The organism is Trebonia sp. (genome assembly GCF_030042015.1).
In the GTDB taxonomy this organism is placed as follows: domain Bacteria; phylum Actinomycetota; class Actinomycetes; order Streptosporangiales; family Streptosporangiaceae; genus Trebonia.
This window is the reverse complement of sequence record NZ_JASIAL010000130.1, coordinates 1-23,231: the sequence shown is the minus strand read 5'-3', so window position 1 is coordinate 23,231 and position 23,231 is coordinate 1. Positions and strand designations below refer to the sequence as shown.

Here is a 23,231-nt window from a genome sequence, read left to right as displayed (position 1 = left end):
GCGGCCCCGGCGGCCCCACGCCAGGTTTGGCGGTGTGGCTCCCCGCGCCAATAGGGCTGGCGGTGTGGCTCCCCGCGCCAAGGGTTCTCGCTCAGTGCTCCTCGTGCGAGCCGCCTGAGCCCGAGCCACCCGAGCCGCCCGAGCCACCCGAGCCCGAGCCGGACCCGGCGTCGGAGCCCGCGCCGACCGCCGCGTGGCCGTCGCCCTCGACGGCCCCGTGCCCGTTCCCGTGCCCGTTGCCGTACCCGTATCCGTGCCCGTTGCCGTGCCCTTCGCCCGCCGCGACGGTCTCGGTGAACGCGCGGTTGGCGACCCCTCGCGCCCAGCCCATGACCCCGCGCGAGGTGGGTGATGGCACCCCGTTCTCGTCGGGCGCCCCCGGCGCGGGCAGGGCGGCCGGCACCTTCTTGGCCTCCACGATGGCGCGCTCTTCCTCGCTCAGCGGCCGGGTCTCCTCGATGAACTCGCCGGTTGGCAGCTGCCTGATAATCCCGATCTCCAGGCCATGGCTGAGCAGCTCGGCGTCCTTGCGCTGCAGGCCGAGACAGATCCGTTTCGTGATGTAATACGCCGAGATCGGCACGACGAAGACCGCGACCCGGGCGATCCAGGTCACCGTGTACAGCGGAATATCGAACCTGTCGGCGATCACGTCGTTCGCGCCCTCGGCCCACAGGATGCCGTAGAAGCAGACCGCCGCTATGCCGACCCCGGTGCGCACCGGCGCGTTGCGCGGCCGGTCGTTGATGTGGTGCTCGCTGCGGTCGCCGGTGGCCCACTGCTCGAAGAACGGCCACAGCGCCGCGCCTGTGAAGATGAGGCCGAACGGCACCGCCGCCGGGATCAGCACGGAAAGCGACAGCGTATGCCCGAGGAAGTTGATTTCCCAGGCCGGCATCATGCGCAGCGAGCCCTCCAGGATGCCCATGTACCAGTCCGGCTGGGACGCCGACGAGATCGCCAGCGGCGTGTACGGGCCGTACAGCCAGATCGGGTTGATCTGGGCGAACGTGGAGAGCACGACCAGGCTGCCGAAGATGAAGAAGAACCACGCCTGCCCCTTGAGCAGGAAGTACGGCCAGAACGGCTGGCCGACCACGTTCTTCTCGGTGTTTCCCAGCGCCGGCATCTGCGTGTGCTTCTGGTGGAACATGATGAACAGGTGCGCGGTGATCAGGGCCAGGATCAGCCCCGGGATCAGAAACACGTGCAGGATGTACAACCGCGGCACGATCGAGCTGCCAGGGAACGCCCCGCCGAACAGGAAGAAGGCCGCGTACGTCCCGACGATCGGGATGCCCTGCAGCACGCCCTCGAAGATCCGCAGGCCGGCGCCGGACAGCTGGTCGTCGGGCAGTGAGTAGCCGAACAGCCCTTCCAGCAGGCCCAGGGTGAACAGCGCGATCCCGATCAGCCAGTTAACCTCGCGCGGCTTTCGGTACGCGCCGGTGAAGAACACGCGGAGCATGTGGGCCGTGAGCGCGACCATGAACAGGTCGGCGGCCCAGTGGTGGATCTGCCTGACCAGCAGGCCGCCGCGGATGTCGAAGGAGATGTTCAGGACCGACTGGTAGGCCTCGGACATCGTGAGGCCGTCGAGCTTGGTGTACGAGCCGTGGTACACGACGGGGTTCGTCGACGGCACGAAGAACAGCGCCAGGTAGGTCCCGGTGAGCAGCAGGATCACGAAGGACCACAGCGCGATCTCGCCCAGCATGAACGACCAGTGGTCGGGGAAGACCTTGCGCATCAGGACCCGGACGCCGCGCGCCCCGTGGAACCTGTCGTCCAGCCAGCCGCCGACGCCGGACAGAGCGGGCGGGATCTTTACTGCGTCGTCGCTCATCCGCGCTCCCAGAAGCTCGGGCCGACCGGCTGGGTGAAGTCGCTGGCCGCCGCGATGTACCCGTCGGCGTCAAGCATCAGCGGCAGCTGCGGCAGCGGGCGCGGCGCCGGGCCGAAGATCACCCAGGCGCCATTCGAGGCGTCGAACGTCGACTGGTGGCACGGGCACAGGATGTGGTGCGTGGTCTCCTCGTACAGCGCCACCGGGCAGCCGACGTGGGTGCAGATCTTCGAATACGCGACGATGTTGTCGATCGTCCAGTTCATCGACGCCACCAGGGTGCCGCCGTCGTAGCGGTCCGGCCAGCTCATCTGGCCGGGCGCGAACTTGATCAGGATGATGCCGGCCTTGGCCAGCGCGTCCGGGTCGTTCTGGTATCCCTCGGGGATCATCGTGATCATCTCGCCCGGCGTCGAGATGTCGGCGGGCGTCAGCGGCCGCAGCCCGCCGAGGGTCACGGCGCGCAGGCCCTTGCGCCACACCGTGTGCCGCAGCGACGTGCCGGGCAGCGGGCCGAGGTCGCGCAGCAGCACGAGCGGCGCAAGCGCCAGCGGGGCCGTGGCGATGAGCATCGTGCGCCGCAGCAGCGGCCGCTTGGTGACCTGGCTGACCGCCGCGCCCGCCGCGAATTCCTTCTGGAACGCCGCCCGGTCCTGCGGCGTCGACCTCAGGTCGTGCCGCTCCTCTTCGATCTCGATGTTCGGCGTCAGGTGCCGCACCCAGATCATCGACCCGGTGCCGAGCGCGAGCAGGGCTATCGACAGCGTGAGGCCGAGCGCCAGGTTCGACCGGAACACCGCGTCGACCGTGCTCGCGCCCTTCGGAATGTTGCCTATCCCGACTTCGAGCCCGACGTAGGCCGCGATGAACCCGCACCCCGCCAGGAACGCGAGCACGAACAGGACCGCCACCAGCCGTTCGGCTCGCTTGGCGTGCGCCTTGTTCACCGGGTCGGCGACGATAGGCGGCACGGCAGGCGCCTTCTCCACGTCGACCGCGACAGGGGTGGGCGACGGGGTCCCGATCACCCGGTGCGGGGGGGCCGCTCCCGGCTCCTCGAACTCGCTCATGCTCTCTCTCCCCGCTCACCTTGGCGCCAAGGCTCGCGCTCGCTCACGACCGGTGCTCCGCTTCACCCTGGACTTCACCCTGGACCGGGTCCCGGCGCTTGGCGGTGAGCCACATGGCGATGAGCACGAGGAAGCCGAGCCCGCCGAGCCAGGCCAGGAGTCCCTCTGTGACCGTGCCGGTGCGGCCGAGCGACAGGCCGCCGGGGTTGGGCTCGTTCCGGGTGTCGACGATGAACGCGATGATGTCCCGCTTCTCCTGCGGCGTGATCGTCCCGTCGCCGAAGACCGGCATGGCCTCGGGACCGGTCAGCATCGCCTCGTAGATCTGCGTGGGGGTGGACGCCGTCAGGGCCGGGGCGTCCTTGCCGTACGTCAGCGCGCCGCCCGCGCCCGCGAACCCGTGGCACTGGGCGCAGTTGGTGCTGAACAGCTCGGATCCGAGCGCGGTGTTCGCGCCGGCGGTCGACACCTGCGCCGCGTCAGGGATGGCGGGGCCGCCGCCAAGCGAGGCGATGTACGCGGCGATGTCGTAGATCTCCGCCTGCGTGAAGTCCGACGGCTTGCGCTCGTTCTCGGCGCCGAGTTCCTTGGCGGGCATGCGGCCGGTCGACATCTGGAAGTCCACCGCGGCCGCGCCGGCGCCGATCAGCGACGGCGCGGCCGTGGTGCCCTGCGCGAACAGCCCGTGGCAGGAGGAACAGCTGTCGACGAAAAGCGACCTGCCCATCGCGATGCTGGTGTCGGCCTGGGCGGGCGCGGAGGCCGACGCGCCGCCCCCGGACACGACGCTGTACAGCACGCCTACCACGACGAGGCCGCCGGCGATGGCCGCGTATCCGGCGGCCGGGTGCCTGCGCCGGGCGATGATCCAGCTCACTCGGTGTCCCCTGTCAGTGGATGAGGTAGATGGTGGTGAACAGGCCGATCCAGACGACGTCGACGAAGTGCCAGTAGTACGACACGACGATCGCGCTGATCTGCTGTTCCCTGGTGAAGCGCTTGGCGGCGTAGGTGCGCCCGAGCAGGAAGATGAACGCGATGAGCCCGCCGGTCACGTGCAGTCCGTGGAACCCGGTGGTCAGGTAGAACACCGACCCGTAGTTGCTCGACGACAGCGTCACGTCCTGGTGCCGGATCAGGTCCAGGTACTCGTACGCCTGCCCGCAGATGAAATACAGCCCCATGAGGAAGGACAGCACGTACCACTCGCGCAGTCCCCATTGCATGGGCCGGAAGATGCTCGCCGAACGCCTGATCTGGCCCCGCTCCACCGCGAACACGCCCATCTGGCAGGTGACGCTGGACAGCACGAGCACGGTCGTGTTCACGCTCGCGAGCGCCAGGTCAAGGTGGGCCTGCGGCCACGGCTGTCCCTGGCCCTTATCGACAGAACGGATCGTGAAGTACATCGCGAACAGCGCGGCGAAGAACATCAGCTCGCTGGACAGCCAGATGATGGTGCCCACGCTGACGAGATTCGGCCTGTTGGCAGGCGTGCGCGGTACCGGTGCCTGGTCTCTGACAGATGCTGTCGCCACGAACGTCATTATTACGACACCCCGTAGGGGATCTGCACCCGACCCCCGAATTTCGCCGGCACTTGCCTGGGTGCCGTCTTCAGTAAGATGCAGCCATGAACGTCGCTGTCTACAGTCACGATGCCGACACGCGGGCAGAGCTGAAGCTCGCGATCGGCCGCCGCCCGGCCCCCGACGCGCCGGACGCGGAGATCGTCGAGGTCGCCACCGCCCCCGCGCTGTTCCGGCTGCTCGACGCCGGCGGCGTTGACGTCATGGTGCTCGACGGGGAGGCGCAGCCAGCCGGCGGCATGGGCGTCTGCCGCCAGGCCAAGGACGAGATCTACGACTGCCCGCCCGCGCTGCTGGTCATCGCCCGTGCCGACGACCGCTGGCTGGCCACCTGGTCACGGGCCGATGCCGTCGTCAGCCACCCGATCGACCCTGTCGCGCTGGCCAGGGAGCTGGCCGGGCTCATGCGCTCCCGCGCCGCTGCGATCACCGCCCGGTAACAAATTCATATATATCCCGAACGGACCCCGCCTTCTCTCCCCGCCCCCGTTTCTCCCCGATAGGTGCCGCCGATGGACTCGCTGAGCTGGCCCGCACTCATCCGCGCGCTGATCGGCGGCCAGGCGCTCAGCGCCGACGAGACCGCCTGGGCGATGAACGAGATCATGGAGGGGGCGGCGACGCCTGCCCAGATCGCCGGGTTCGGCGTGGCGCTGCGGGCCAAGGGGGAGACCTCCGAGGAGATGTCCGGCCTGGCCGCCGCCATGCTTGCGCATGCCACCCCGATCACGGTCCCCGGCCCGGTCACCGACCTGGTCGGAACCGGCGGCGATGGCGCGCACACGGTCAACGTGTCCACGATGGGGACGATCGTCGCGGCGGCGGCCGGCGCCCGCATGGTCAAGCACGGGAACCGGGCCGCGTCGTCGGCGTGCGGGGCGGCGGACGTGCTCGAGGCGCTGGGCGTGGTGATCGACCTGCCGCCGGCCGCGACGCAGACGCTGTTCGGCGAGCTCGGCGTGGCCTTCCTGTTCGCCCCCCTCTACCACCCCGCGCTGCGGCACGCCGGCCCGGTGCGCCGCGACCTGGGGGTGCCGACCGCGTTCAACTACCTCGGCCCGCTGACCAATCCCGCCAAGCCCGCCGCGCTGGCGGTGGGCGTCGCGGATCCGCGGATGGGTTCGGTGCTGGCCGGCGTCCTCGCGGCGCGCGGCAACTCGGCGATCGTGTTCCACGGCGGCGGACTCGACGAGCTGTCCACGACCGGCGAGTCGTCCGTGTGGGTCGTCGCCGGCGGGACCGTGTCGGCGGCCGAATTCGACCCGCTGCCGCTGGGGCTGCCCCGGGCGTCGCTCGCCGACCTGCGCGGTGGCGACGCGGCGCACAACGCGGCCGTGGTCCGCTCGGTGCTGTCCGGCGAGCCCGGTCCGGTTCGCGACATCGTCCTGCTCAACGCCGCCGCCGCCCTGGCGGCCGCCGAAGGACTGCCCTTCGTGCCGTCCGCCCCCGCCGCGGGCTCTCCTTCCGTGTCTTCTTCCGCGCCGTCCGCGCCGCTCACCTCCGACGCCCCACCGGCCCCAGGTTCCTCTGCCGTCGCCGACGCGCTAGCCAAGGCGCTGGCCGACGGCCTGGCCCGTGCCGCCGAAGCGATCGACTCCGGCGCCGCGCGCCAGCTCCTCACCCGCTGGTCCGAGACCAGCCAGCGCCTGGCCGCCGCCCCCCGCCCCCGTCCTGCCCCCGCTGCCCCGCTGCCGCCTGCCTGACGGCCGCCCCGACGCCGCCTGCCTGCCGCCTGCCTGACGGCCGCCCCGCTGCGAACCTCATACGTCACAGGAGCCACTGGCCTGCGACTTGGCACACTCCATGACCTTTTGTCGTCCGTTATGCCCGATTTGTCCATGCACAGAGTGTCCAAAGTGGCACTTGTGGGACTCGCGGTGCGTAAGTGAAATGGGTAAGGGAGCCGCGTCGCGCCACCCGCCCCGCGCGACGGCGTGCGCTCGTCAGGCGTCGGCGAGGCCGATGGAGAACGCGGCCTCGAGGTCGTGCCGGGAGTACGTACGGAACGCGATGTGCGTCTGGGTCGCGGTGATGCCGGGCACCTTGTTGAGCCCGCCGGGGATCACGTCGGCGAGTTCATCGTGCGCCCGCACCCGGACGATGGCCACCAGGTCGTAGTCACCGGTGATCGAATAGACCTCGCTCACCGCCGGGATCTGCGCGATGACTTCGGCGACCTCGGGAATGCGCGCAATCTCGGCCTTGATCAAGACGATGGCGGTGACCACTGGCTGCCTCCCGGTGTTCGTTGGGCGCGGCTCACCATCCGGTCGCGCGGCGCGCCGTGACCGTCCGGTAACGCGGCCACCTTATCTCTCCGCCAGCGCAACAGCGTGCGCAGCGCCCGCGCCCGCCGGCGGCGCCACCTCCGCCCCTCCGCCTGAGCCGCCTGAGTCGCCTGCGCCGCCTGCGCGGCCGCCGCTTCGGCTTCCCGGTCGGCGAGCCACGCCGTCAGCTCGCCGAGCGTGTAGATCTCCCGGTCGGCCAGCCGCCGCAGCAGTTGCCACAGCACGGCCGCCGTGGCCCGCGCGTCGGCGAGCGCCCGGTGCGATGGCTGTTCCGTGGCGCCGAAGTAATCGGCGAGCGTCGCCAGCTTGCAGTCAGGCACCTCCCCCGGGGTGGCCATCAGCTGCCTGGCGAGCCGCACCGTGTCCAGCACCTCGAAGCCGGGCCAGGGCAGGCCGGCGGCGGCGCACGCCGCGGTCAGGAACCCGAGGTCGAACCGGGCGTTGTGCGCCGCGAGCACGGCCCCCTGCGCGAACGCGAGCAAGCCGGGCAGGACGGCGCCGGCCGGCGGTGCGACGGCCAGCATCTGGTCGCTGATCCCGGTGAGCTCGGTGATCGGCCCGGGCACCGGCGTACCCGGGTTGACCAGCGACGCGAACTCCGCGACAACCTGGCCGCGGCGCAGCAGGACAGCGCCGATCTCCGTGATGCCCGCCTCGCCTGGCGACCAGCCGGTCGTCTCGACGTCGACCACCGCGAAGTCAAGGTCGCACAGCCGGAGGCTGGCGCTGTCCGGCGCGCGCGACCCGCTGCGGCTGTCTGTCACGTTCACCACGGTAAGCCGGGCCACCGACATTCCGGCCACCCGGAATGTCAGTGGCCGGCTCTACGGTGTGTGCTATCGGTCACGGCAACGCATTGCCGGGCATGAGCCACGAGGAGACTGAAATGATTATCGACTGCGGCCGGTGCGAGGCGCGCGGCCCCGCCTGCGGCAACTGCGCCGTGGCGGTCATCGTCGCCCAGCAGCCCGAGCTCGGCCCCGCGGAGCTGCGGGCACTGGCCGTGCTCGCCAACGCGGGGATGATCCCGCCGCTGCGATACGCGCCGCGCATGGCGAAAGCCTCGTGAAACCGCACAAAGGCAGCTGATTATACGGGACCATTCCTCGTCGCTCAGCGTGAATCGGATACCCGTAACCGGAACGTCGGGATTGCTGGAATCGGTTGAAGCTCTCCGGCTTACTCAATAGCCTAGCCACAGTTTGAAAACGCGTCTTTCTGCAGTCACTACACACGGTGACAGCGGATCCGCTATTGTCCGGGCTAGGAGTCCTGTCCGGCCGGCGCACGGTGAAGGAGCGTGGCAGTCACGTTGCGTACGCGGCTTACGACCTATGTGTCAAAAGCACGGCGAGGCGTCGTGGTTGGCGTCACTTTCCTGGTGGCCGGCGGGCTCGCTGCCGGGGTCTCCCAGGTCGCCGGGGCGGAGCCGAAGCCGACGATCAGCCAGGTGCAGGCGCGGATCAATACGCTCACCGCGCAATTCAACAAGGCTGTCGAGCAATATGACGAGGTGGCGCAGGAGCTGAGCGCCGCCAAGTCCAGGCTCAGCCAGGTGAACAAGGAGATCGTCACCGCGCAGGCCAAGTACGACGCGGCGCGGGTCCAGGTCGTGCAGATCGCCGACGCCGCCTACGAGGATTCCGCCTCCACGTCGCTGGCCGGCCTGCTCACCTCGAACGACCCGACCACGGTGCTGTCCGAGGCGTCGATGGTCATGCAGCTGACCGGCGAGCGGAACCTGGAGACAGAGAACTTCCTCGCCGACGCGCAGGAACTCGGCGCGGTCCAGGCCGAACAGGAGCGCACCGAGTACGGCATCAGCCAGCTTGCCGCCCAGCGGGCGGCCACCAAGGACTCGATCGCCAAGCTGCTCAACAGCGAGAAGGCGACGCTCGCCACGCTGACCGCGCAGCAGCAGGCGGCGGTGGAGCAGAACTCACTCGGCGGGGCCGACGGCTCGGCCAGCCCCGAGCAGTACACCGGGCCGACCGGCACGCAGGCGGACACCGCGGTCGCCTACGCCTACGCCCAGCTCGGCTGCCCCTACGTCTACGGCGGGACGGGACCGTGCGATCTCGGCTTCGACTGCTCCGGCCTGGTGATGCAGGCCTGGGCGGCGGCCGGCGTCACGATCCCGCGCGACACCTACGAGCAGTGGGCCGCGCTGCCGCACATCTCGCTGTCGTCGATCGAGCCAGGAGACCTGCTGTACTACAACGGCATCGGGCACGTCGCGATGTACGTCGGCGACGGGTACATCATCGACTCGCCGCAACCGGGCATGGACGTGGAGAAAATACCCATGGACACGCCCTGGTACGCGGACAACTTCGACGGTGCCGCCCGCCCCTGACGCCCGATGGGATGACGCCCCCTATACTCAGGGGCGCCATGCGCCGCACGCTGATCGTCACTAACGACTTCCCGCCCAGGCAGGGCGGCATCCAGTCGTTCGTGCACGCGCTGGCCCTGCGGCTGCCGCCCGACCTGCTGACCGTCTACGCCCCGAAGTGGGACGGCGCGGCCGAGTTCGACGCCAGGCAGCCGTTCGAGGTGGTCAGGCACCCGACGTCGCTGATGGTCCCCGAGCCGTCGGTCATCCGCCGCGCGGTCGCGATCGCCAGGACAAGGCAAGCGCGGGCCGTGGTCTTCGGGGCCGCCGCCCCGCTCGGCCTGATCACCCCGGCGCTGCGGCGCGCCGGGGTGGAGCGGGCCGTGGCGATCACGCACGGGCACGAGGCCGGCTGGGCGGCGCTGCCCGGCGCCCGGAACCTGCTGCGCCGCATCGGCGAGGAGACCGACGTGGTCACCTACCTCGGGGAGTACTTCCGGGTCCGGCTCTCCCGCGCGCTCACCCCGGCGGCCGCCGCCCGCATGACCCAGCTCCACCCGGGCGTCGACGCGGCGCAGTTCAGCCCCGACCCGCGAGCCCGCGACGCGATCAGGGAGCGCTACGGCCTCGCCGGCCGCCCGGTCGTGGTCTGCGTGTCCCGCCTGGTGCGCCGCAAGGGCCAGGACACGCTGCTCAAGGCATGGCCGCAGGTGCGGCGGAAGGTCCCCGACGCCGCCCTGCTCATCGTCGGCGACGGGCCGTACTCCGCTCACCTCCATCATTTGGCCGAACGTTCCCGGCTTGCTCCCTCGGTCCGCTTCACCGGCGCGGTCCCCGCCGCCGAGCTCGCGGCCCACTACGCGGCCGGTGACGTGTTCGCCATGCCGTGCCGGACCAGGCGCGGCGGGCTGGACGTGGAGGGCCTCGGCATCGTCTACCTGGAGGCGTCGGCGGCCGGGCTGCCCGTGGTCGGCGGCGATTCCGGCGGCGCGCCCGACGCGATCCTCGCCGGGGAGTCCGGCTACGTCGTGCCCGGCAGGGACGCCGGCGCGCTCGCCGAACGGCTCGTCAGCCTGCTGTCCGACCCCGACGCCGCGCGCGCGATGGGGGACAAGGGCCGGGCCTGGGTGGAGCGCGACTGGTCCTGGGACCTCACCGCGGCACGGCTGCGGTCGATCATCGACGCGTGAGCGCCGGGCGCGCTCGCGCCCGGCGCCCACGCGTCAGGAGTACAGCGCCTCGATGTCCTGCGCGAAGTCCTTCGCCAGCACGGCACGGCGGATGCCCAGCTTGGCGGACAGCTGCCCCTGCTCCTGGGTGAAGTCGACGTCGAGCACCCGGAACCGCCGGATCGACTCGGCGCGGGAGACCGCCTTGTTCGCGTCGTCCACGGCGAGCTGGACCTCCGCGAGCAGGTCCGGGTCGTCGCGCAGGTCGGCGACGGTGGCGGAGGCGGGCTTGCCGTGCCGCTCCTTCCACGGGCCGAGCGCCTCGGTGTCGATCGTGATCAGCGCGGCGACGTACGGCCGCCCGTCGCCCACCACCATGCACTGGCTGATCAACGCGTGGGTGCGCAGCCGGTCCTCGAGCACCGCGGGGGCGACGTTCTTGCCGCCGGCGGTGACGATCATTTCCTTCTTCCGCCCGGTGATCGTGAGGAACCCCTCGTCGTCGAGCTCGCCGATGTCGCCGCTGCGATACCAGCCGTCCCGCGTGAAGCTGTCCGCGGTCGCCTGGTCGTTGCGCCAGTAGCCGGGGAAGACGACCTTGCCCTTGATGAGCACCTCGCCGTCGTCGGCGATCCGGAAGGAGACCCCGGGCAGCGGCAGGCCGACCGTGCCGATCTTCTGCCGGTTCGGGTGGTTCACGGACACGGCGGCCGTGGTCTCGGTCAGCCCGTATCCCTCGAGCACGGTGACTCCCGCGCCGCGGAAGAAGTGCCCGAGCCGCTCGGCCAGCGCCGCGCCGCCGGAGACCGCGAACTGCGTCCTGCCGCCGAGCGCGGCGCGCAGCTTGCCGTAGACGAGCCTGTCGAACAGGGCGTGCTCGCCGCGCAGCGCCAGCCCGGGGCCGCCGGCGGCGTCGCGGGCCTCGCTGTAGGCGACCGCGGTCCGCGCGGCACGCGCGAAGATCGCCCCCCTGGCCTTGCCCTCGCCGGCCGCGCGCTGCTCGGCGCCGTTGTAGACCTTCTCGAAGACCCGGGGCACGGCGAGTACGAACGTCGGCCTGAACGAGGCGAGGTCAGGGAGCAGGTCGTTCAGGTCCGGGCAGTGCCCGAGGATGATGCCGGCGTCCAGGCAGCCCACCTCGATGATCCGCGCGAACACGTGCGCGAGCGGCAGGAAGAGCAGCGTGCTCGCCCCGGGCACCGAGTGGATCACCGCGAGCGGGCCCATGAACGCGTTGCGCACGTCGGCGAGCAGGTTCTCGTGCGTGAGCTGGCAGCCCTTGGGGCGGCCGGTGGTGCCCGAGGTGTAGATGATCGTGGCCAGGTCCCCGGCACTGGCCGCGCCTGCCCGCTCGGCGACGGCGTCGTCGCTCACCGCGGTCCCGCTCGCGGCAAGCTCGTCGAGCCCCGGGTGCATCAGCCACAGGTGCTCAAGCGCGGGCAGCCGGTCACGCGCGTCGGTGATCGTCTTCGCGAAGGCGTCGGTCTCGGCGATCACGGCCTTGGTGGCGGAGTCGGAAAGAATCCACTCGGCCTGCTCGGGCGAGGAGGTCTCGTAGATGGGCACGACGACCGCGCCGGCGGTCCACGCCGCGTAGTCCGCGAGCGTCCACTCGTACCTCGTGTGCGACATGATCGCCACCCGGTCCCCGGGTTCGACGCCGGCCGCGATCAGGCCCTTGGCGAGCGCCCGCACCTCATCCCTGAACTGGCTGGTGGACACGTCCTCCCAGCTGCCGCCGGCGGCCTTGCGGCGCAGCGCGACGGCCTGCGGCTCCTCCGCCGCGCGGCGGGTGACCGTATCGGCCAGGTTAGCCGTGCCGGGGATGTCACACAGGGCGGGAATGCTGTACTCGCGCACGACCTCTCCTTGCGACCGTCAGCCGGCTGGTTTGTGCCGACAGGCAAACGCGGCTGGTTTGTGCCAACAGGCTAGAGAACTCGGACCAGTCTATGTTGATCTCATGCGAGTCCATGTGGTGAGCGACGTGCACGGCAGCGCCGACGCGCTGGCCGTCGCCGGGGACGGCGCGGACATGCTGATCTGCCTGGGCGACATGCTGCTCTTCCTCGACTACGCGGACCACACGCAGGGGATCTTCGCCGAGCTTTACGGGGCCGAGCACGCCAGGGAGTACATCGACCTGCGCACCGCGCGGCGGTTCGACGAGGCCAGGCGGCTGACGGCCGGCATCGCGGCGCGCATGACGGCGAACTCAGGCAGCGACCTGCGGGCGCTGACCGAGCAGGCGATCCGGCGGCAGTACGCCGCGATGTTCGGCGCGCTCGCCGAGCCCGCGTACCTGACGTACGGCAACGTTGACGTGCCGCGCCTGTGGAACGGCTACCTGAAGCCTGGCCACCACGTCCTCGACGGGGGACGCGCCGAAGTCGGCGGCCTCACCTTCGGCTTCGTCGGCGCGGGGCTGATCTCGCCCTACCGGACGCCGAACGAGATCCCCGAGGCGGAGTTCGCCGCCAAGCTCGACGCGGTCGGGGCGGTGGACGTGCTGTGCACGCACATCCCGCCGGCCGTGCCCGAACTGCTTTACGACACGGCCGCGCGGCGGATGGAGACCGGCAGCGTGGCGCTGCTCGAGGTCATCCGCCGCACGAGCCCCAGGTACGCGCTGTTCGGCCACGTGCACAACCCGCTGGTGCGCCGGGTGCGGGTCGGCCGCACCGAGTGCGTCAACGTCGGGCACTTCCGGGCGACACGGGTGCCCTATGTGGTCGAGCTGTAGAGGTACGGTACGACTATGAGCGAGCGAGGCAGCGACCCGATCGGCGATTTGCAGCGGTGGCTGATGAAGGCCGGTGCGCGCAACCTGGGCCGTGACGTCGCCGACAAGGTCAGGTCGACGCTCGGCGGCGGCAAGCCCGCCAACGTCTGGGAGACCGCGACGACCGAGCCCCCAGGGGACGAACCGCCCGAGTGCCAGTGGTGCCCGATCTGCCGGGCGGCGCGCAGGTACCGCGACTCGGGCGGCACCAGCGCCGGGCTCGGCTCGCAGCTGGCGGGCGTGGGCGACACGCTGGCCGGGCTTACCAGGGACGCGTTCAGCATCGTCGAGGCCGCGATGCGGGCGCAGCAGCGGGCAGCGGACCGGTCCCGCGCGCCGGGAACGCCAGGCGCGCCGGCCGACGGCGGCTCAGACAACGGCACCGTCGTCGGGCCCGGAGTCGCGTGGCCCTCCGCCGTCCATGCGCAGGACGAGGACGGCGAAGCCGCCCACGAAGGCGGCGACCGCGAGGAAGGCGGCGAGCCCGGAGATGGTCCAGCCGACGGCAGTGGCGATCAGCAGGTAGAAGGGTCCGCCGAATAGCGCGAGCCAGGCGCCCTTCGTCACCGGGTCAAGCTTGGGCAGCGGCGGAGGCGCCGGCGGGACGTAGTGCTCCTCGTGGCCTTCGCCGGGCTGGGGCTCCTCCCTCGGGCTGAGCCTGCCGCTCAGCCGTGGCCACAGCTGCTCGGGCATCATGGGCAGCCCGGACGGGTTGGTCGGCGGTTCGCAGGGGAGCGCGTCTGGCAGCGTCGGCTGCGGCGCGGGCGTGACGCGCACCGGTCGTCCGGCGAGGTCTTCGCGCTCCGGCCACGGCACGTCGCCGTCAGCCGTCGCGGGCGCTTCGAACCGCGCGATCAGGTCCAGCCACGCTGCCTCGTCACGGCCGCCGCCTGCGGCGTCCTCGCCTGCGCCGTTGCCCGGCGCTTCGCCATCAGCCACTGTGCTGTCTTATACCCTCTTCTCCCCGGGTGTGTCGCCGGGGTCCTGCCCCTGGCCGCTGTGTTCGGCGATGAACGCCACGGTGCCCGCGAATATTGCCGGCGCGTCGTTGTCGAGCGTGGCGACATGGTAGCTGTCGGGCAGCGGGCGCACCTCCACCTCGGGCAGCGCGCCCCGCAGGACCCGCATGCTGGCCGGCCCGACGACGTGGTCGACGGCGGACCGGTACACGAGCAGCGGCTGAGTCACCTCGCTCAGGTGCCGCGTGGTGAGCTTCCAGAGCGCGGGCAGCGTGGCCGCCGCCCGGACCGGCACCCGCTTGTAGCCGCCCTCGTCGCCGCCGGGCTTCTTGATGTCGCCAGCGATGCCGGGCAGCGACGGCACGACGTGCCTGAGCACGGGCGCGAGCAGGAACAGCCGGGTGTCCGGGGCGAGCGAGGGGTTGACGACCACGAGGCCGGACACGGCGTCGCCCTTGGTCTGCGCGAGCCGGAACGCCAGGCAGGCGCCCATCGACAAGCCCGCGACGAAAACCCGCTCGCACTTGCCGCTGAGTTCGGCGAAGGCCCGCTCCGCTTCGCCGTACCAGTCCGGCCATCCGGTCCTGTTGAGGTCCTGCCAGGTGGTTCCGTGCCCGGGCAGCCGGGGGGCGCGCACGGTGAGGCCGGCCGCGGCCAGGTGCTCGGCCCATGGCCGCACCGTCCGCGGGCTGCCGGTGAAGCCGTGGCAGACCAGGACGCCGACAGGCCCCCCGTCGGCGGAGAACGGCTCAGCGCCCGGTTGCACGGTGACCGCGGCGCCGGGCGAAGCAGGGGGCATGTCTCGCATCGTCGCATGCGGCGGGGACACGGCGCAGCAGGAGGCCGGATTTGCGGTCGTTTCCCGCTGGCACGGACCAGCCGGGCTTTCCCGCTGGCGCATCCGGCCGGCCCTCCCGCTGGCACAGGCCAGCCGGGCCCTCCCCCCACGTCGCGGCCCCCTACCCGGCTGCGGACGTGGGAGGATGTGTAGGTGTTCTACTGGCTAGCCAAGTACACGCTGGGCGTGACGCTGAAGCTCGTGTTCCGCCCCTGGTCGCACGGGCAGCGGAACCTGCCCAGGCGCGGGCCCGTTATCCTCGCGAGCAATCACCTGTCCTTCGCCGACCACTTCTTCGGTCCGCTTCCGCTATCGCGCAAGGTGGTGTTCCTCGCGAAGGCGGAGTACTTCACAGGCCGCGGGCTCAAGGGCCTGGTGAGCCGGGCGTTCTTCAGCGGCGTCGGCCAGATACCCGTCGACAGGAGCGGCGGCCAGGCAAGCGAGCGGGCCCTCAGGTCCGGGCTGCGGGTGCTCGCGGAGGGGAATGTGCTCGGCATTTACCCAGAGGGAACGCGGTCGCCCGACGGGCGCCTGTACAAGGGCAGGACCGGGGTGGCCCGGCTGGCCCTGGAGTCGCGCGCGCCGGTGCTGCCGTGCGCGATGATCGGCACGTTTGAGTTCCTCCCGCCTGGTTCGTTCAGCCCGCAGTGGCGGGTCCGGCCTGGCGTGATTTTCGGCACGCCGCTCGACTTTTCCCGCTATTACGGCAGGGAATCGGACCGCGTCGCGCTGCGCGCCGTGACCGACGAGATCATGCAGGAGATCGGCAAGCTGTCCGGGCAGGATTACGTCGACATCTATGCCAAGCAGGCGAAAGAGCTTCGGGCGCCGGCCGGCGAACCGGACTTATCGAAACTCCGGGTAGTTACCTCCTGTTATTCCCTCGTCTATTACAAGCCGTCCCGTGACGGCTAGGCTTACCCCCATGCGAGTGGGAGTGCTTACCGGCGGCGGCGACTGCCCCGGCCTGAACGCCGTCATCCGCGCCGTGGTGCGCAGGGGGATCCAGGAGTTCGGCCTGGAGTTCGTGGGATTCCGGGACGGGTGGCGGGGGCCGCTAGAGGCGGACACGGTGCCGCTCGACGTCCACGCGGTGCGCGGCATCCTGCCGCGGGGCGGCACGATCCTCGGCTCGTCGCGGACGAACCCGTTCAAGGAGAACGGCCCCGGCCGCAACGGCGTCGAGCGGATCAAGGACAACCTGGCCGGACTGGGCGTCGACGCGCTGATCGTGATCGGCGGCGAGGACACCCTCGGCGTGGCGAGCCGCCTGCACGAGGAGGGCATCCCGGTCGTCGGCGTGCCGAAGACCATCGACAACGACCTCGGCGCGACCGACTACACCTTCGGCTTCGATACCGCGGTGAACATCGCCATGGAGGCGATCGACCGGCTGCACACCACGGCGGAGAGCCACCACCGGGCGCTGATCGTCGAGGTGATGGGCCGGAACGCGGGCTGGATCGCGCTGCATGCCGGGCTGGCCGGCGGCGCGAACGTCATCCTGATCCCGGAGCGCCCGTTCGACATCGAGAAGGTGTGCTCATGGGTGGAGCACCGGTTCCAGACCAGGTACGCGCCGATCGTGGTGGTCGCCGAGGGCGCGCACCCGGTGCACGAGGAGCTGACGGCTACGAGCGGGCAGTTTGACTCGTTCGGGCACGTCCGGCTCGGCGGGGTCGGCCAGATGCTGGCCGACGAGATCGAGAAATGCACTGGCAAGGAGGCCCGCTGCACGGTGCTCGGCCACATCCAGCGGGGCGGCACGCCGACCGCCTACGACCGGGTGCTCGCCACGCGCTTCGGGCTGCACGCCGTCGCGGCGGTGCACGACGAGGCGTTCGGCACGATGGTGGCCTTGCGCGGCACCGAGATCATCCGCGTCCCCATCGCCGAGGCCACCCGCGAGCTCAAGCTCGTCCCGGCCGAACGCTACGCGGAAGCCGAAGTCTTCTTCGGCTGACGCCCGGCCCTTGGCCTGGCGGTGGGACCCCCAGCGCCGGTCAAAACCCGCCGGGTCGTCTGGAGCGCGGGTGGGGCTGGGTGACCACGCCGCACACGTTGCTCGGGCGGCGTGCGTGAGCTACCGTGCGCCTGCCATCCGCAGGTGTATACTCGTATCCGAGTACTCTATGCAGAGGACTCGCTGACGAGAACTTGGTGGCGAGAACTCGCGGACGAGCACTCATCGCACCGGGGAGACATCCCCTCGCAGCAGGCGGGAGGCGCGAGGCCAGTGGCCAAGCGGCGCAAGGTGGGTAACCTGCTCGCGCTCGCGCTGCTGTCGCTGCTGGCGCAGCGGCCGATGTACCCCTACGAGATGGCCCAGACGCTGCGGGCGCGCGGCAAGGACAAGGCCATCAAGATCAACTGGGGCTCGCTGTACACGGTCGTCCAGAATCTCGAGAAGTACGGCTTGATCCAGGCGACCGGCACGGTCAGGGCGGGCCGGCAGCCCGAGCGGACGACCTACGAGATCACCGCAGCCGGCCGCGCCGAGCTCAGGGACTGGCTGCGCGAGCTGCTCAGCGTGCCGCAGGACGAGTACGGCGGCTTCGTGGCCGCGCTGTCAGAAGGCGGCATCCTGCCGCCCGCCGAGGTGGTGGAATTGCTCACCACGCGGCTGGCCGCGCTGGACACCCTGAACGCGGCGAACGAGGCGGACCTGAAGCTGTGGACCCAGCGGCTGCCGCGGATCGTGCTCATCGAGGCCGAATACCAGCTCGCCATGCGCAAGGCCCAGGCCGGCTGGGTACGCGGCCTGCTCCTCGAGATCGTCCAGGGGACGCTCAGCGGGATAGAGATGTGGCGGCAGATCCACGAGACCGGGGAGATGCCCGCGCAGATGAAGGAGCTCGACGACCTGGCGCTAAGGGGGTGGCCCGAGCCCGAAGCCGACGACACGGAAGACACGTAAGACGACCCCGGCCTGGTGGGGCAACACCAGAAAGCCGGGGTCGCAACCTCATCACGAATCCCGCGGTTTGGCGGCATCCGGTTAGCGAGGCCCAATCCATGAGTGTAGCCGGGCTCCTCGCCGCGGGACTGATCACGCACGACCAGCAACCGCGAGGAGTTATCCGCCATGTTCTCCATCGAGGCGCGCGGCCTCGTCAAGACCTACCAGGCGGCCGGCAAGAACAAGAGCCGCATCACGGCGCTCGCCGGCCTTGACCTCAGCGTCCCCAAGGGCACGATCTTCGCCCTCGTCGGCCCGAACGGCGCCGGCAAGACCACCACGGTCAAGATCCTCACCACGCTCGCCACCCCCGACGAGGGCACCGCGCGCGTCGCGGGCATCGACGTCCTGGCCAGCCCCGGGCGGGCGAGGACGGTGATCGGCGTGGTCGCGCAGCGTTCCGGCGCCGACCCGATGGCCACCGGCCGGGAGAACCTGATCCTGCAGGGCCACCTGCACGGCCTCGACACGAGGACCGCCAAGCGCCGGGCCGACGAGCTGCTCGAGCACTTCCAGCTCACGGACGCCGCCAGGCGCTTCGTCCGCACGTACTCCGGCGGCATGCAGCGCCGCCTGGACGTCGCGCTCGGCCTGATGCACCGCCCGGCGGTGCTGTTCCTCGACGAGCCGACCACGGGACTCGACCCGCAGGCGCGGACCGCGATGTGGCAGGAGATCGGCAGGCTCGCCGCGACCGGCGACACGACGGTCCTGCTCACCACGCACTACCTGGACGAGGCCGACCGGCTCGCCAGCCGCCTGGCCATCGTCGACCGCGGCCGGGTGGTCGCCGAGGGCGAGCCCGAGCAGCTCAAGGGCGAGCTCAAGGGCGACGTCGTGCAGGTGGAACTGCCGGCGGACGCCGACCAGCGACACGTCAGCGACGCGCTGAGCACCCTGCCCGGGGTCCGCGACGTCCTGGTGGCCGGCCACGCCGTCTCCGCGCGCAGCGACGACGGCGCCGCCGCGGTCCCCGCCGTCCTCGCGGCCCTGGCCGGCGCGGGAACGCCCGCGGTGTCGGTCACCGTGGCACGGCCCTCCCTGGACGAGGTCTACCTGCGCTACACCGGCCGCCGCTACCGCCAGGGCCAGGAACAAGCCCCCGCGACGACCCGCCGCACCCAGCTGACGGAGGTGTCCGGCTGATGGCCACGACAACAACCGACTATCCAGAACGCTCCGCGGCGACTGCCCCGGGCACCGTGCTCGCCCACACCTGGTACCTGACCGGGCGGAAGCTGCACGCGCTCGTCCGCCAGCCCTGGGTGCTGGCGTTCGGCGTGATCCAGCCGGTGGTCTGGCTGTTCTTGTTCGGTGAGCTATTCCACAAGATCACCGACATCCCCGGCTTCGCCTACACCGGCTCGTACCTGGCCTACCTCGTGCCCGGCGTCGTCGCGATGAACGCCATGTCGGGCAACATGTGGGCGGGCATGGCGATGATCGAGGAGATCGACCGCGGCACGCTCAACCGGTTCCTCGTCGCCCCGGCGAGCCGGCTCGCGATCATGAACGCGACGGTCCTTGAGCAGGCGGTCAGCACGATCGCGCAGACGCTGATCATCGTGGTCCTCGGCTACGCCGGCGGCGCCCGCTATCCCGGCGGGATACCCGGCATAGTCCTGCTGACGATCGCGGCCGTGTTCGTCGGCGTGCTGTGGGGCGCGCTGTCCAACATGGTCGGCATGCTGCTCCGCTCCCGCGAAGCGATCATCGGCGTCTACACGTTCTTCATGCTGCCGCTGATGTTCCTGTCCTCGGCGTTCATGCAGCCGAGCTTCCTGCCCGGCTGGATGCAGGCCATCGCCGCAAGGAACCCGCTCAACTGGGAGGTCCAGATCGGCCGCTCCGTCCTGTCGGCCAACCCCGACTGGTCAGCGGTCGCCGTCCGCGCCGGCGGCCTGCTCGCCCTGGCCGTGCTCTGCGTGGCGATCTCGGTCACGACCTTCCGCTCCTACGCCAAGAGCGTGTGAGCGCGGCCGGCGCGGGCCGTGCGGGCCGCGCGGGCTTAGCGCGGCTGGCCGAGCCGGGTCCACGGGCCGGGCGGGTTGTCGTCACGGGGGAGCCACAGGAGCGGCTGCAGCCTGCCGAAAGCGGTCTGGAACCGTGCCTCCCAGGGGAAGCGGCCGTTCCTGTCCGCCCACACGACCTGCAGGTACGGCGGCCTGACGAAGCCGTAGAACTCATCGGACACGGCGAACATGCTGGTCATCCGCCAGCTCAGGTCGACCGGGCGGACCGCGAGCGGCGCCGGGCAGATGTCGCTGAGCACGGTGCCAGGGCCGATCTCCTCGCCGTCGGCGATCCGGCCGCCGATCGCGTCGATGATGTCGGCGGCGCTTTGCACAGGGATGCCGCAGACGACCAGCTCCGCGGACTGGCAGGTGAGCCACATCCCGACGCTGTAGGCCCACGGCGGCCCCCGTCTGTCGCCGTGGACACCAGAGACGGCCCAGCCGTCCTCGCCGATCTTCGCGGTGATCCAGCCCATGTAGGCCAGGTGGTCCGGGTCGCGATCCTGGCTTGGCGCCCCCGCCGCCCCAGCCGCCTCCTTTGCGCAGTCGGGGCACGCTCGGTCGTGCCGTCCGCCGGAATGACGCTTGGGAAGGTTCATGCGCTCACGCTACGCCGGGGGTCCGACATTCCGCCGGCTAGCGCGGTGCGGCGAACACCGGTTCTGACGCGGCCGCATCCCCTGGGGCGGCCCCCGCCGCGCCGAGCTGGTCGCTGCGGATCGTGCGGACGTCGCGGGGGATGAGGGCGAGCGCCGAGACCACGACGATCACCCCCGCCGCCGCGAACTGCGCGGACGAGACGCCGATGGCGGCCGCGACCGGGCCGGCGATCAGCGCGCCCACGGGCATCGCCATCATCGAGCCGAGCGCGTCGTAAGACGACACCCGAGCCAGCATGCCCGGCGGGATCGCCCTGGTCATCGCCACGACCCACTGCACCATCATCATCTCGACGAGCACGCCGAGGCAGAACGAGGCCAGGCACACCATGGCCAGCGGCAGCACGAACGCCAGCGACAGCGGCGAGATCGCGACGGCGCCCCCGGTGAGCACGACGAACAGCATCGGCCGGCGCGGGGTAAACCGCAGCGAGACCACGCCGCCGGCGATCAGCCCGCACGAGTCGGCGGCGGTGATCGCGCCCCAGGCGGCCGGGCCGCCGAGATGCGCCCTGGCCACCACCGGCCCGAGCACCTGGAAGGCGGCGCACCAGGCCATCATGATCAGGCAGAACTGGACGACGATGACCCACAGCCACGTGTGCGAGCGGAATTCGGTCCACCCTTCCCGCAGCGCGGTGAGCATGCCAGGGCCCCTGTCGGCGGGAGCTGCCCGGGTGCCCTTGATCGCCAGCATCAGCGGCACCGTGCCGGTCATGCCGATGCCGCACAGCGTGAGCGCCCAGCCAGGGCCGGCCGCCGCGACCAGCAGGCCGCCCGCCGCCGCGCCCGTCATCTGGCCCGAGTTCATCGCCAGCCTGCTGATCGAGCTCGCCTCCTGCAGCAGCGCGTCCGGCACCAGCCGGGGCAGCAACGCCTGCGAGGCGGGGTAGAAGATGGCGCTGCCGGTGCCGTTGAGCGCCTCAAGCGCGATCATCGCCCACAGCGGCGGCCTGCCTGTCAGGACGAGCAGGCCGAAGGTGCCCTCGCCTGCCACGATCGCGAGGTTCGCGGCCAGGATCACCCGCTGCGGCGGGAAGCGGTCCGCGGCTACGCCGCCGACCAGCGAGAACACCAGCATCGGGGCGATCTGCGCGGCCAGCACATAGGAGAGGTCCGCGGCCGAGCCGGTGAGGTTCAGCACCGCGAACGAGACGCCGACCATGGAGAACCCCACCGACGCGGGGGCGAGCAGCCGGTCGGCCAGCAACAGCCGGAAGTCACGGATTGCGAGCACTTGGAACCGGCGGCCAGGCGCGCGCCACAGCATGACGATGTCCGTTCTGTCCGGTCGGGGGAGTGTTCAGCCTACGCGGCACCGGCGCGACCAGGCAATACATTTTCCCGGTGGCCGGGCCTGACTACTCGGCGGCGCCGGATGACTCCCCTGGTCCGGTGTCAGGCTCGGCCGGGTCCGCCGCGATGCCGAGGTGCCGCTCGATCGCGGCCAGCCGGCGGTCGATCGAGATGAGCAACTGCTGCAGCTGGCCAAGCCCCTCGACCCGGACGCGCGCGTGCCGCTGCGCGCCCGCCTCGCCGGGCGCCGGGTCGTATTCGGCCCCGGTCGCGCTCACGGCCACCTCTGTCGCCCGTTCCCTGACGGTCGCGAGCGGGGCGCCGAGCCGCTCGAGCACCTGCGCGCCGACCCCCTCGCCCTCGGCGGTGAGCCCGAGCAGCAGGTGCACGCTCGCGATGGACTGGCTGCGCAGGGTCAGCGCCTCCCGCAGCGACAGCTCGAGGACCTTCTTGGCGCGCGGCGTGAACGGGATGTGCCCCTGCTGCGGCTCGCTCCCCTCGCCGATCATCTGCCGGACCTGCTCCCGCGCGCCGTCCAGGGTGATGCCAAGCGACTCAAGCGTGCGCGCCGCGTCGCCCGCTGAGTCGGCGAGCAGGCCGAGCAGCAGGTGCTCGGTCCCGATGTAGTTGTGGTTGAGCAGCCTGGCCTCTTCCTGCGCCAGGACGATGGCGCGGCGGGAGCGGGCGGTGAACCGTTCGAACACGGCATGCTCTCAGCGGCGCTGCGAATGGGCGATGTTGATGGCCATGATCGCGAGCCAGATCAGCACGACCATGAGGACCTCGGCCGCGGGGTTCAGCGCGTGGACCAGCACGACCGCGGTGGCGCCGACGCCGAGCCCCATCGACCCGAGGCCAAGGAACATCCCGGTGACCCCGTTGCCGCGGCGCGCCGGCGCCTGCTGCGCTGATCCGGGTCCGGGCTGGGCGGTGCCGTGCGCGGGCGCCCCCGGCTGGCCCTGGTAGCCGGGCGGCACGATCTGGTGCCCGGGCGACGGGAAGGGCTGCTGCCGCGGCGCCGTGTGCTGCTGCCCCAGGCTGCGCAGCCGCGCGTCCACGCGCCTGTCGATCTCTTCGCCGATGCGCTCGACAAGGCCCTCGGCCACCGCGGTCTCGTACTTGGGGCCAAGCTCGGCATGCGCCGCCACGGAGGCGGCGATCTCCTGGCGTTCGTCGGCGTTCACGGGCTCACGCTATGTCCCTCCGGCGGGACGGAGCAAGCTTTGCCGGGGGGAGGAGGCACTGTTCGTTCGGGATAGTTCGGGATAACTGAATTTATTGTGACGTGCGGGGGAGAGCCCGGGGCGGTGGGAGGCGTCGCGGGCCGCCGAAGCTGGCAGACTTGAAGGATGTCCGTTACCGACCCCGTCGCGGCACCCGGGACGGCTGAGCAGGCCGTCGGCGAGCCGTGCGTGCTGCTGAAACT

24 protein-coding genes and 1 pseudogene are annotated in these 23,231 nt (G+C 71.1%); 11 read left to right on the top strand and 14 right to left on the bottom strand.

The window, feature by feature from the left end; translation table 11 throughout:
- Positions 1-91: 91 nt before the first annotated feature.
- From Q1N79_RS06510 to Q1N79_RS06495, 4 genes are read right to left on the bottom strand one after another with little or no spacing between them, the layout of a single operon-like run.
- The gene (locus Q1N79_RS06510) at positions 92-1,846 is read right to left on the bottom strand and encodes a ubiquinol-cytochrome c reductase cytochrome b subunit (protein WP_300605587.1); all 1,755 of its coding nucleotides are present in this window, start codon (positions 1,844-1,846) and stop codon (positions 92-94) included.
- Positions 1,843-2,916, bottom strand: coding sequence for a ubiquinol-cytochrome c reductase iron-sulfur subunit (locus Q1N79_RS06505; RefSeq protein WP_300605585.1), 1,074 nt, complete (start codon positions 2,914-2,916; stop codon positions 1,843-1,845). The genes Q1N79_RS06510 and Q1N79_RS06505 overlap by 4 nt, the downstream gene beginning before the upstream one ends.
- Before the next feature lie 43 nt (positions 2,917-2,959).
- Positions 2,960-3,793: a c-type cytochrome gene (locus tag Q1N79_RS06500; protein WP_300605583.1), complete on the bottom strand. Its 834-nt coding sequence runs from the start codon at positions 3,791-3,793 to the stop codon at positions 2,960-2,962.
- A gap of 13 nt (positions 3,794-3,806) precedes the next feature.
- Positions 3,807-4,382 (bottom strand): heme-copper oxidase subunit III, encoded by a 576-nt coding sequence (locus Q1N79_RS06495; RefSeq protein ID WP_300605581.1) that lies wholly within the window; start codon positions 4,380-4,382, stop codon positions 3,807-3,809.
- A gap of 167 nt (positions 4,383-4,549) precedes the next feature.
- Here Q1N79_RS06495 and Q1N79_RS06490 point away from each other — a divergent pair, with 167 nt between their 5' ends.
- Together Q1N79_RS06490 and trpD are read left to right on the top strand one after the other, a co-directional pair.
- Positions 4,550-4,945 (top strand): hypothetical protein, encoded by a 396-nt coding sequence (locus Q1N79_RS06490; protein ID WP_300605579.1) that lies wholly within the window; start codon positions 4,550-4,552, stop codon positions 4,943-4,945.
- Between the two features lie 72 nt (positions 4,946-5,017).
- Complete coding sequence (gene trpD, locus Q1N79_RS06485) at positions 5,018-6,208, top strand: anthranilate phosphoribosyltransferase (RefSeq protein WP_300605577.1); 1,191 nt, start codon at positions 5,018-5,020, stop codon at positions 6,206-6,208.
- A 240-nt stretch (positions 6,209-6,448) separates the two neighbouring features.
- On the opposite strand, the gene Q1N79_RS06480 is transcribed toward trpD, so the two are convergent.
- Together Q1N79_RS06480 and Q1N79_RS06475 are read right to left on the bottom strand one after the other, a co-directional pair.
- Positions 6,449-6,733, bottom strand: coding sequence for an Lrp/AsnC ligand binding domain-containing protein (locus tag Q1N79_RS06480; RefSeq protein ID WP_300605575.1), 285 nt, complete (start codon positions 6,731-6,733; stop codon positions 6,449-6,451).
- On the bottom strand, positions 6,712-7,557 hold the full coding sequence (locus Q1N79_RS06475; protein ID WP_300605573.1) for an exonuclease domain-containing protein: 846 nt from the start codon (positions 7,555-7,557) through the stop codon (positions 6,712-6,714). The genes Q1N79_RS06480 and Q1N79_RS06475 overlap by 22 nt, the downstream gene beginning before the upstream one ends.
- A gap of 122 nt (positions 7,558-7,679) precedes the next feature.
- Between Q1N79_RS06475 and Q1N79_RS06470 the strand changes: the two genes are divergently transcribed.
- From Q1N79_RS06470 to Q1N79_RS06460, 3 genes are all read left to right on the top strand, one after another.
- Positions 7,680-7,862 carry a hypothetical protein gene (locus Q1N79_RS06470; RefSeq protein WP_300605571.1) on the top strand — a complete coding sequence of 61 codons (183 nt, stop codon included), beginning with the start codon at positions 7,680-7,682 and terminating at the stop codon, positions 7,860-7,862.
- 291 nt (positions 7,863-8,153) lie between these two features.
- The gene (locus Q1N79_RS06465) at positions 8,154-9,149 is read left to right on the top strand and encodes a C40 family peptidase (RefSeq protein WP_300605570.1); all 996 of its coding nucleotides are present in this window, start codon (positions 8,154-8,156) and stop codon (positions 9,147-9,149) included.
- A 38-nt stretch (positions 9,150-9,187) separates the two neighbouring features.
- Positions 9,188-10,318, top strand: coding sequence for a glycosyltransferase family 4 protein (locus tag Q1N79_RS06460; protein ID WP_300605569.1), 1,131 nt, complete (start codon positions 9,188-9,190; stop codon positions 10,316-10,318).
- 33 nt (positions 10,319-10,351) lie between these two features.
- Here the strand turns inward: Q1N79_RS06460 and Q1N79_RS06455 are convergent, their stop codons facing one another.
- Positions 10,352-12,157, bottom strand: coding sequence for a long-chain fatty acid--CoA ligase (locus Q1N79_RS06455; RefSeq protein WP_300605567.1), 1,806 nt, complete (start codon positions 12,155-12,157; stop codon positions 10,352-10,354).
- Between the two features lie 103 nt (positions 12,158-12,260).
- On the opposite strand from Q1N79_RS06455, the gene Q1N79_RS06450 reads away from it, so the two are divergent.
- Positions 12,261-13,040, top strand: coding sequence for a metallophosphoesterase (locus Q1N79_RS06450; protein WP_300605565.1), 780 nt, complete (start codon positions 12,261-12,263; stop codon positions 13,038-13,040).
- Here Q1N79_RS06450 and Q1N79_RS06445 read toward each other — a convergent pair.
- The 3 genes from Q1N79_RS06445 to Q1N79_RS06435 are packed head-to-tail and all read right to left on the bottom strand — an operon-like array spanning position 13,022 to position 14,837.
- Entirely contained in the window at positions 13,022-13,456 is a 435-nt protein-coding gene (locus tag Q1N79_RS06445) for a hypothetical protein (protein ID WP_300605563.1), read from the bottom strand. The two genes, Q1N79_RS06450 and Q1N79_RS06445, sit on opposite strands and share 19 nt — an antisense overlap.
- Positions 13,449-14,018, bottom strand: coding sequence for a hypothetical protein (locus tag Q1N79_RS06440; protein WP_300605562.1), 570 nt, complete (start codon positions 14,016-14,018; stop codon positions 13,449-13,451). The genes Q1N79_RS06445 and Q1N79_RS06440 overlap by 8 nt, the downstream gene beginning before the upstream one ends.
- Before the next feature lie 9 nt (positions 14,019-14,027).
- The gene (locus Q1N79_RS06435) at positions 14,028-14,837 is read right to left on the bottom strand and encodes an alpha/beta fold hydrolase (RefSeq protein ID WP_300605560.1); all 810 of its coding nucleotides are present in this window, start codon (positions 14,835-14,837) and stop codon (positions 14,028-14,030) included.
- Positions 14,838-15,029: 192 nt separating this feature from the next.
- Here Q1N79_RS06435 and Q1N79_RS06430 point away from each other — a divergent pair, with 192 nt between their 5' ends.
- From Q1N79_RS06430 to Q1N79_RS06410, 5 genes are all read left to right on the top strand, one after another.
- Positions 15,030-15,791 (top strand): 1-acyl-sn-glycerol-3-phosphate acyltransferase, encoded by a 762-nt coding sequence (locus Q1N79_RS06430; protein ID WP_300605558.1) that lies wholly within the window; start codon positions 15,030-15,032, stop codon positions 15,789-15,791.
- A 10-nt stretch (positions 15,792-15,801) separates the two neighbouring features.
- Positions 15,802-16,839, top strand: coding sequence for a 6-phosphofructokinase (locus Q1N79_RS06425; RefSeq protein ID WP_300605556.1), 1,038 nt, complete (start codon positions 15,802-15,804; stop codon positions 16,837-16,839).
- Between the two features lie 273 nt (positions 16,840-17,112).
- The gene (locus tag Q1N79_RS06420; protein WP_300605555.1) at positions 17,113-17,793 is read left to right on the top strand and encodes a PadR family transcriptional regulator; all 681 of its coding nucleotides are present in this window, start codon (positions 17,113-17,115) and stop codon (positions 17,791-17,793) included.
- A gap of 168 nt (positions 17,794-17,961) precedes the next feature.
- On the top strand, positions 17,962-18,981 hold the full coding sequence (locus tag Q1N79_RS06415) for an ABC transporter ATP-binding protein (RefSeq protein ID WP_300605553.1): 1,020 nt from the start codon (positions 17,962-17,964) through the stop codon (positions 18,979-18,981).
- Positions 18,981-19,808: an ABC transporter permease gene (locus tag Q1N79_RS06410; RefSeq protein WP_300605551.1), complete on the top strand. Its 828-nt coding sequence runs from the start codon at positions 18,981-18,983 to the stop codon at positions 19,806-19,808. The genes Q1N79_RS06415 and Q1N79_RS06410 overlap by 1 nt, the downstream gene beginning before the upstream one ends.
- Before the next feature lie 35 nt (positions 19,809-19,843).
- Here Q1N79_RS06410 and Q1N79_RS06405 read toward each other — a convergent pair whose 3' ends face one another.
- The 4 genes and pseudogenes from Q1N79_RS06405 to Q1N79_RS06390 form a co-directional block, all read right to left on the bottom strand.
- A complete protein-coding gene (locus Q1N79_RS06405; protein ID WP_300605549.1) occupies positions 19,844-20,449 on the bottom strand; it encodes a DUF4262 domain-containing protein in 606 nt (201 codons plus the stop codon).
- 37 nt (positions 20,450-20,486) lie between these two features.
- Positions 20,487-21,779 carry an MFS transporter gene (locus Q1N79_RS06400; protein ID WP_300605547.1) on the bottom strand — a complete coding sequence of 431 codons (1,293 nt, stop codon included), beginning with the start codon at positions 21,777-21,779 and terminating at the stop codon, positions 20,487-20,489.
- 307 nt (positions 21,780-22,086) lie between these two features.
- A pseudogene (locus Q1N79_RS06395) lies at positions 22,087-22,509 on the bottom strand (Clp protease N-terminal domain-containing protein); the annotation flags it as partial.
- A gap of 9 nt (positions 22,510-22,518) precedes the next feature.
- Positions 22,519-22,989 carry a hypothetical protein gene (locus tag Q1N79_RS06390; protein WP_300605545.1) on the bottom strand — a complete coding sequence of 157 codons (471 nt, stop codon included), beginning with the start codon at positions 22,987-22,989 and terminating at the stop codon, positions 22,519-22,521.
- Between the last annotated feature and the right edge of the window lie 242 nt (positions 22,990-23,231).

What these genes read in the sequence shown, in the direction of transcription:
- Q1N79_RS06410 (WP_300605551.1), top strand. Translation starts at nt 18,981, where the DNA reads ATGGCCACGACAACAACCGACTATCCAGAACGCTCCGCGGCGACTGCC.
- Q1N79_RS06470 (WP_300605571.1), top strand. Translation starts at nt 7,680, where the DNA reads ATGATTATCGACTGCGGCCGGTGCGAGGCGCGCGGCCCCGCCTGCGGC.
- Q1N79_RS06490 (WP_300605579.1), top strand. Translation starts at nt 4,550, where the DNA reads ATGAACGTCGCTGTCTACAGTCACGATGCCGACACGCGGGCAGAGCTG.
- Q1N79_RS06450 (WP_300605565.1), top strand. Translation starts at nt 12,261, where the DNA reads ATGCGAGTCCATGTGGTGAGCGACGTGCACGGCAGCGCCGACGCGCTG.
- Q1N79_RS06415 (WP_300605553.1), top strand. Translation starts at nt 17,962, where the DNA reads ATGTTCTCCATCGAGGCGCGCGGCCTCGTCAAGACCTACCAGGCGGCC.
- trpD (WP_300605577.1), top strand. Translation starts at nt 5,018, where the DNA reads ATGGACTCGCTGAGCTGGCCCGCACTCATCCGCGCGCTGATCGGCGGC.
- Q1N79_RS06400 (WP_300605547.1), bottom strand. Translation starts at nt 21,779, where the DNA reads ATGCTGTGGCGCGCGCCTGGCCGCCGGTTCCAAGTGCTCGCAATCCGT.
- Q1N79_RS06505 (WP_300605585.1), bottom strand. Translation starts at nt 2,916, where the DNA reads ATGAGCGAGTTCGAGGAGCCGGGAGCGGCCCCCCCGCACCGGGTGATC.
- Q1N79_RS06435 (WP_300605560.1), bottom strand. Translation starts at nt 14,837, where the DNA reads ATGCCCCCTGCTTCGCCCGGCGCCGCGGTCACCGTGCAACCGGGCGCT.
- Q1N79_RS06425 (WP_300605556.1), top strand. Translation starts at nt 15,802, where the DNA reads ATGCGAGTGGGAGTGCTTACCGGCGGCGGCGACTGCCCCGGCCTGAAC.
- Q1N79_RS06510 (WP_300605587.1), bottom strand. Translation starts at nt 1,846, where the DNA reads ATGAGCGACGACGCAGTAAAGATCCCGCCCGCTCTGTCCGGCGTCGGC.
- Q1N79_RS06460 (WP_300605569.1), top strand. Translation starts at nt 9,188, where the DNA reads ATGCGCCGCACGCTGATCGTCACTAACGACTTCCCGCCCAGGCAGGGC.
- Q1N79_RS06405 (WP_300605549.1), bottom strand. Translation starts at nt 20,449, where the DNA reads ATGAACCTTCCCAAGCGTCATTCCGGCGGACGGCACGACCGAGCGTGC.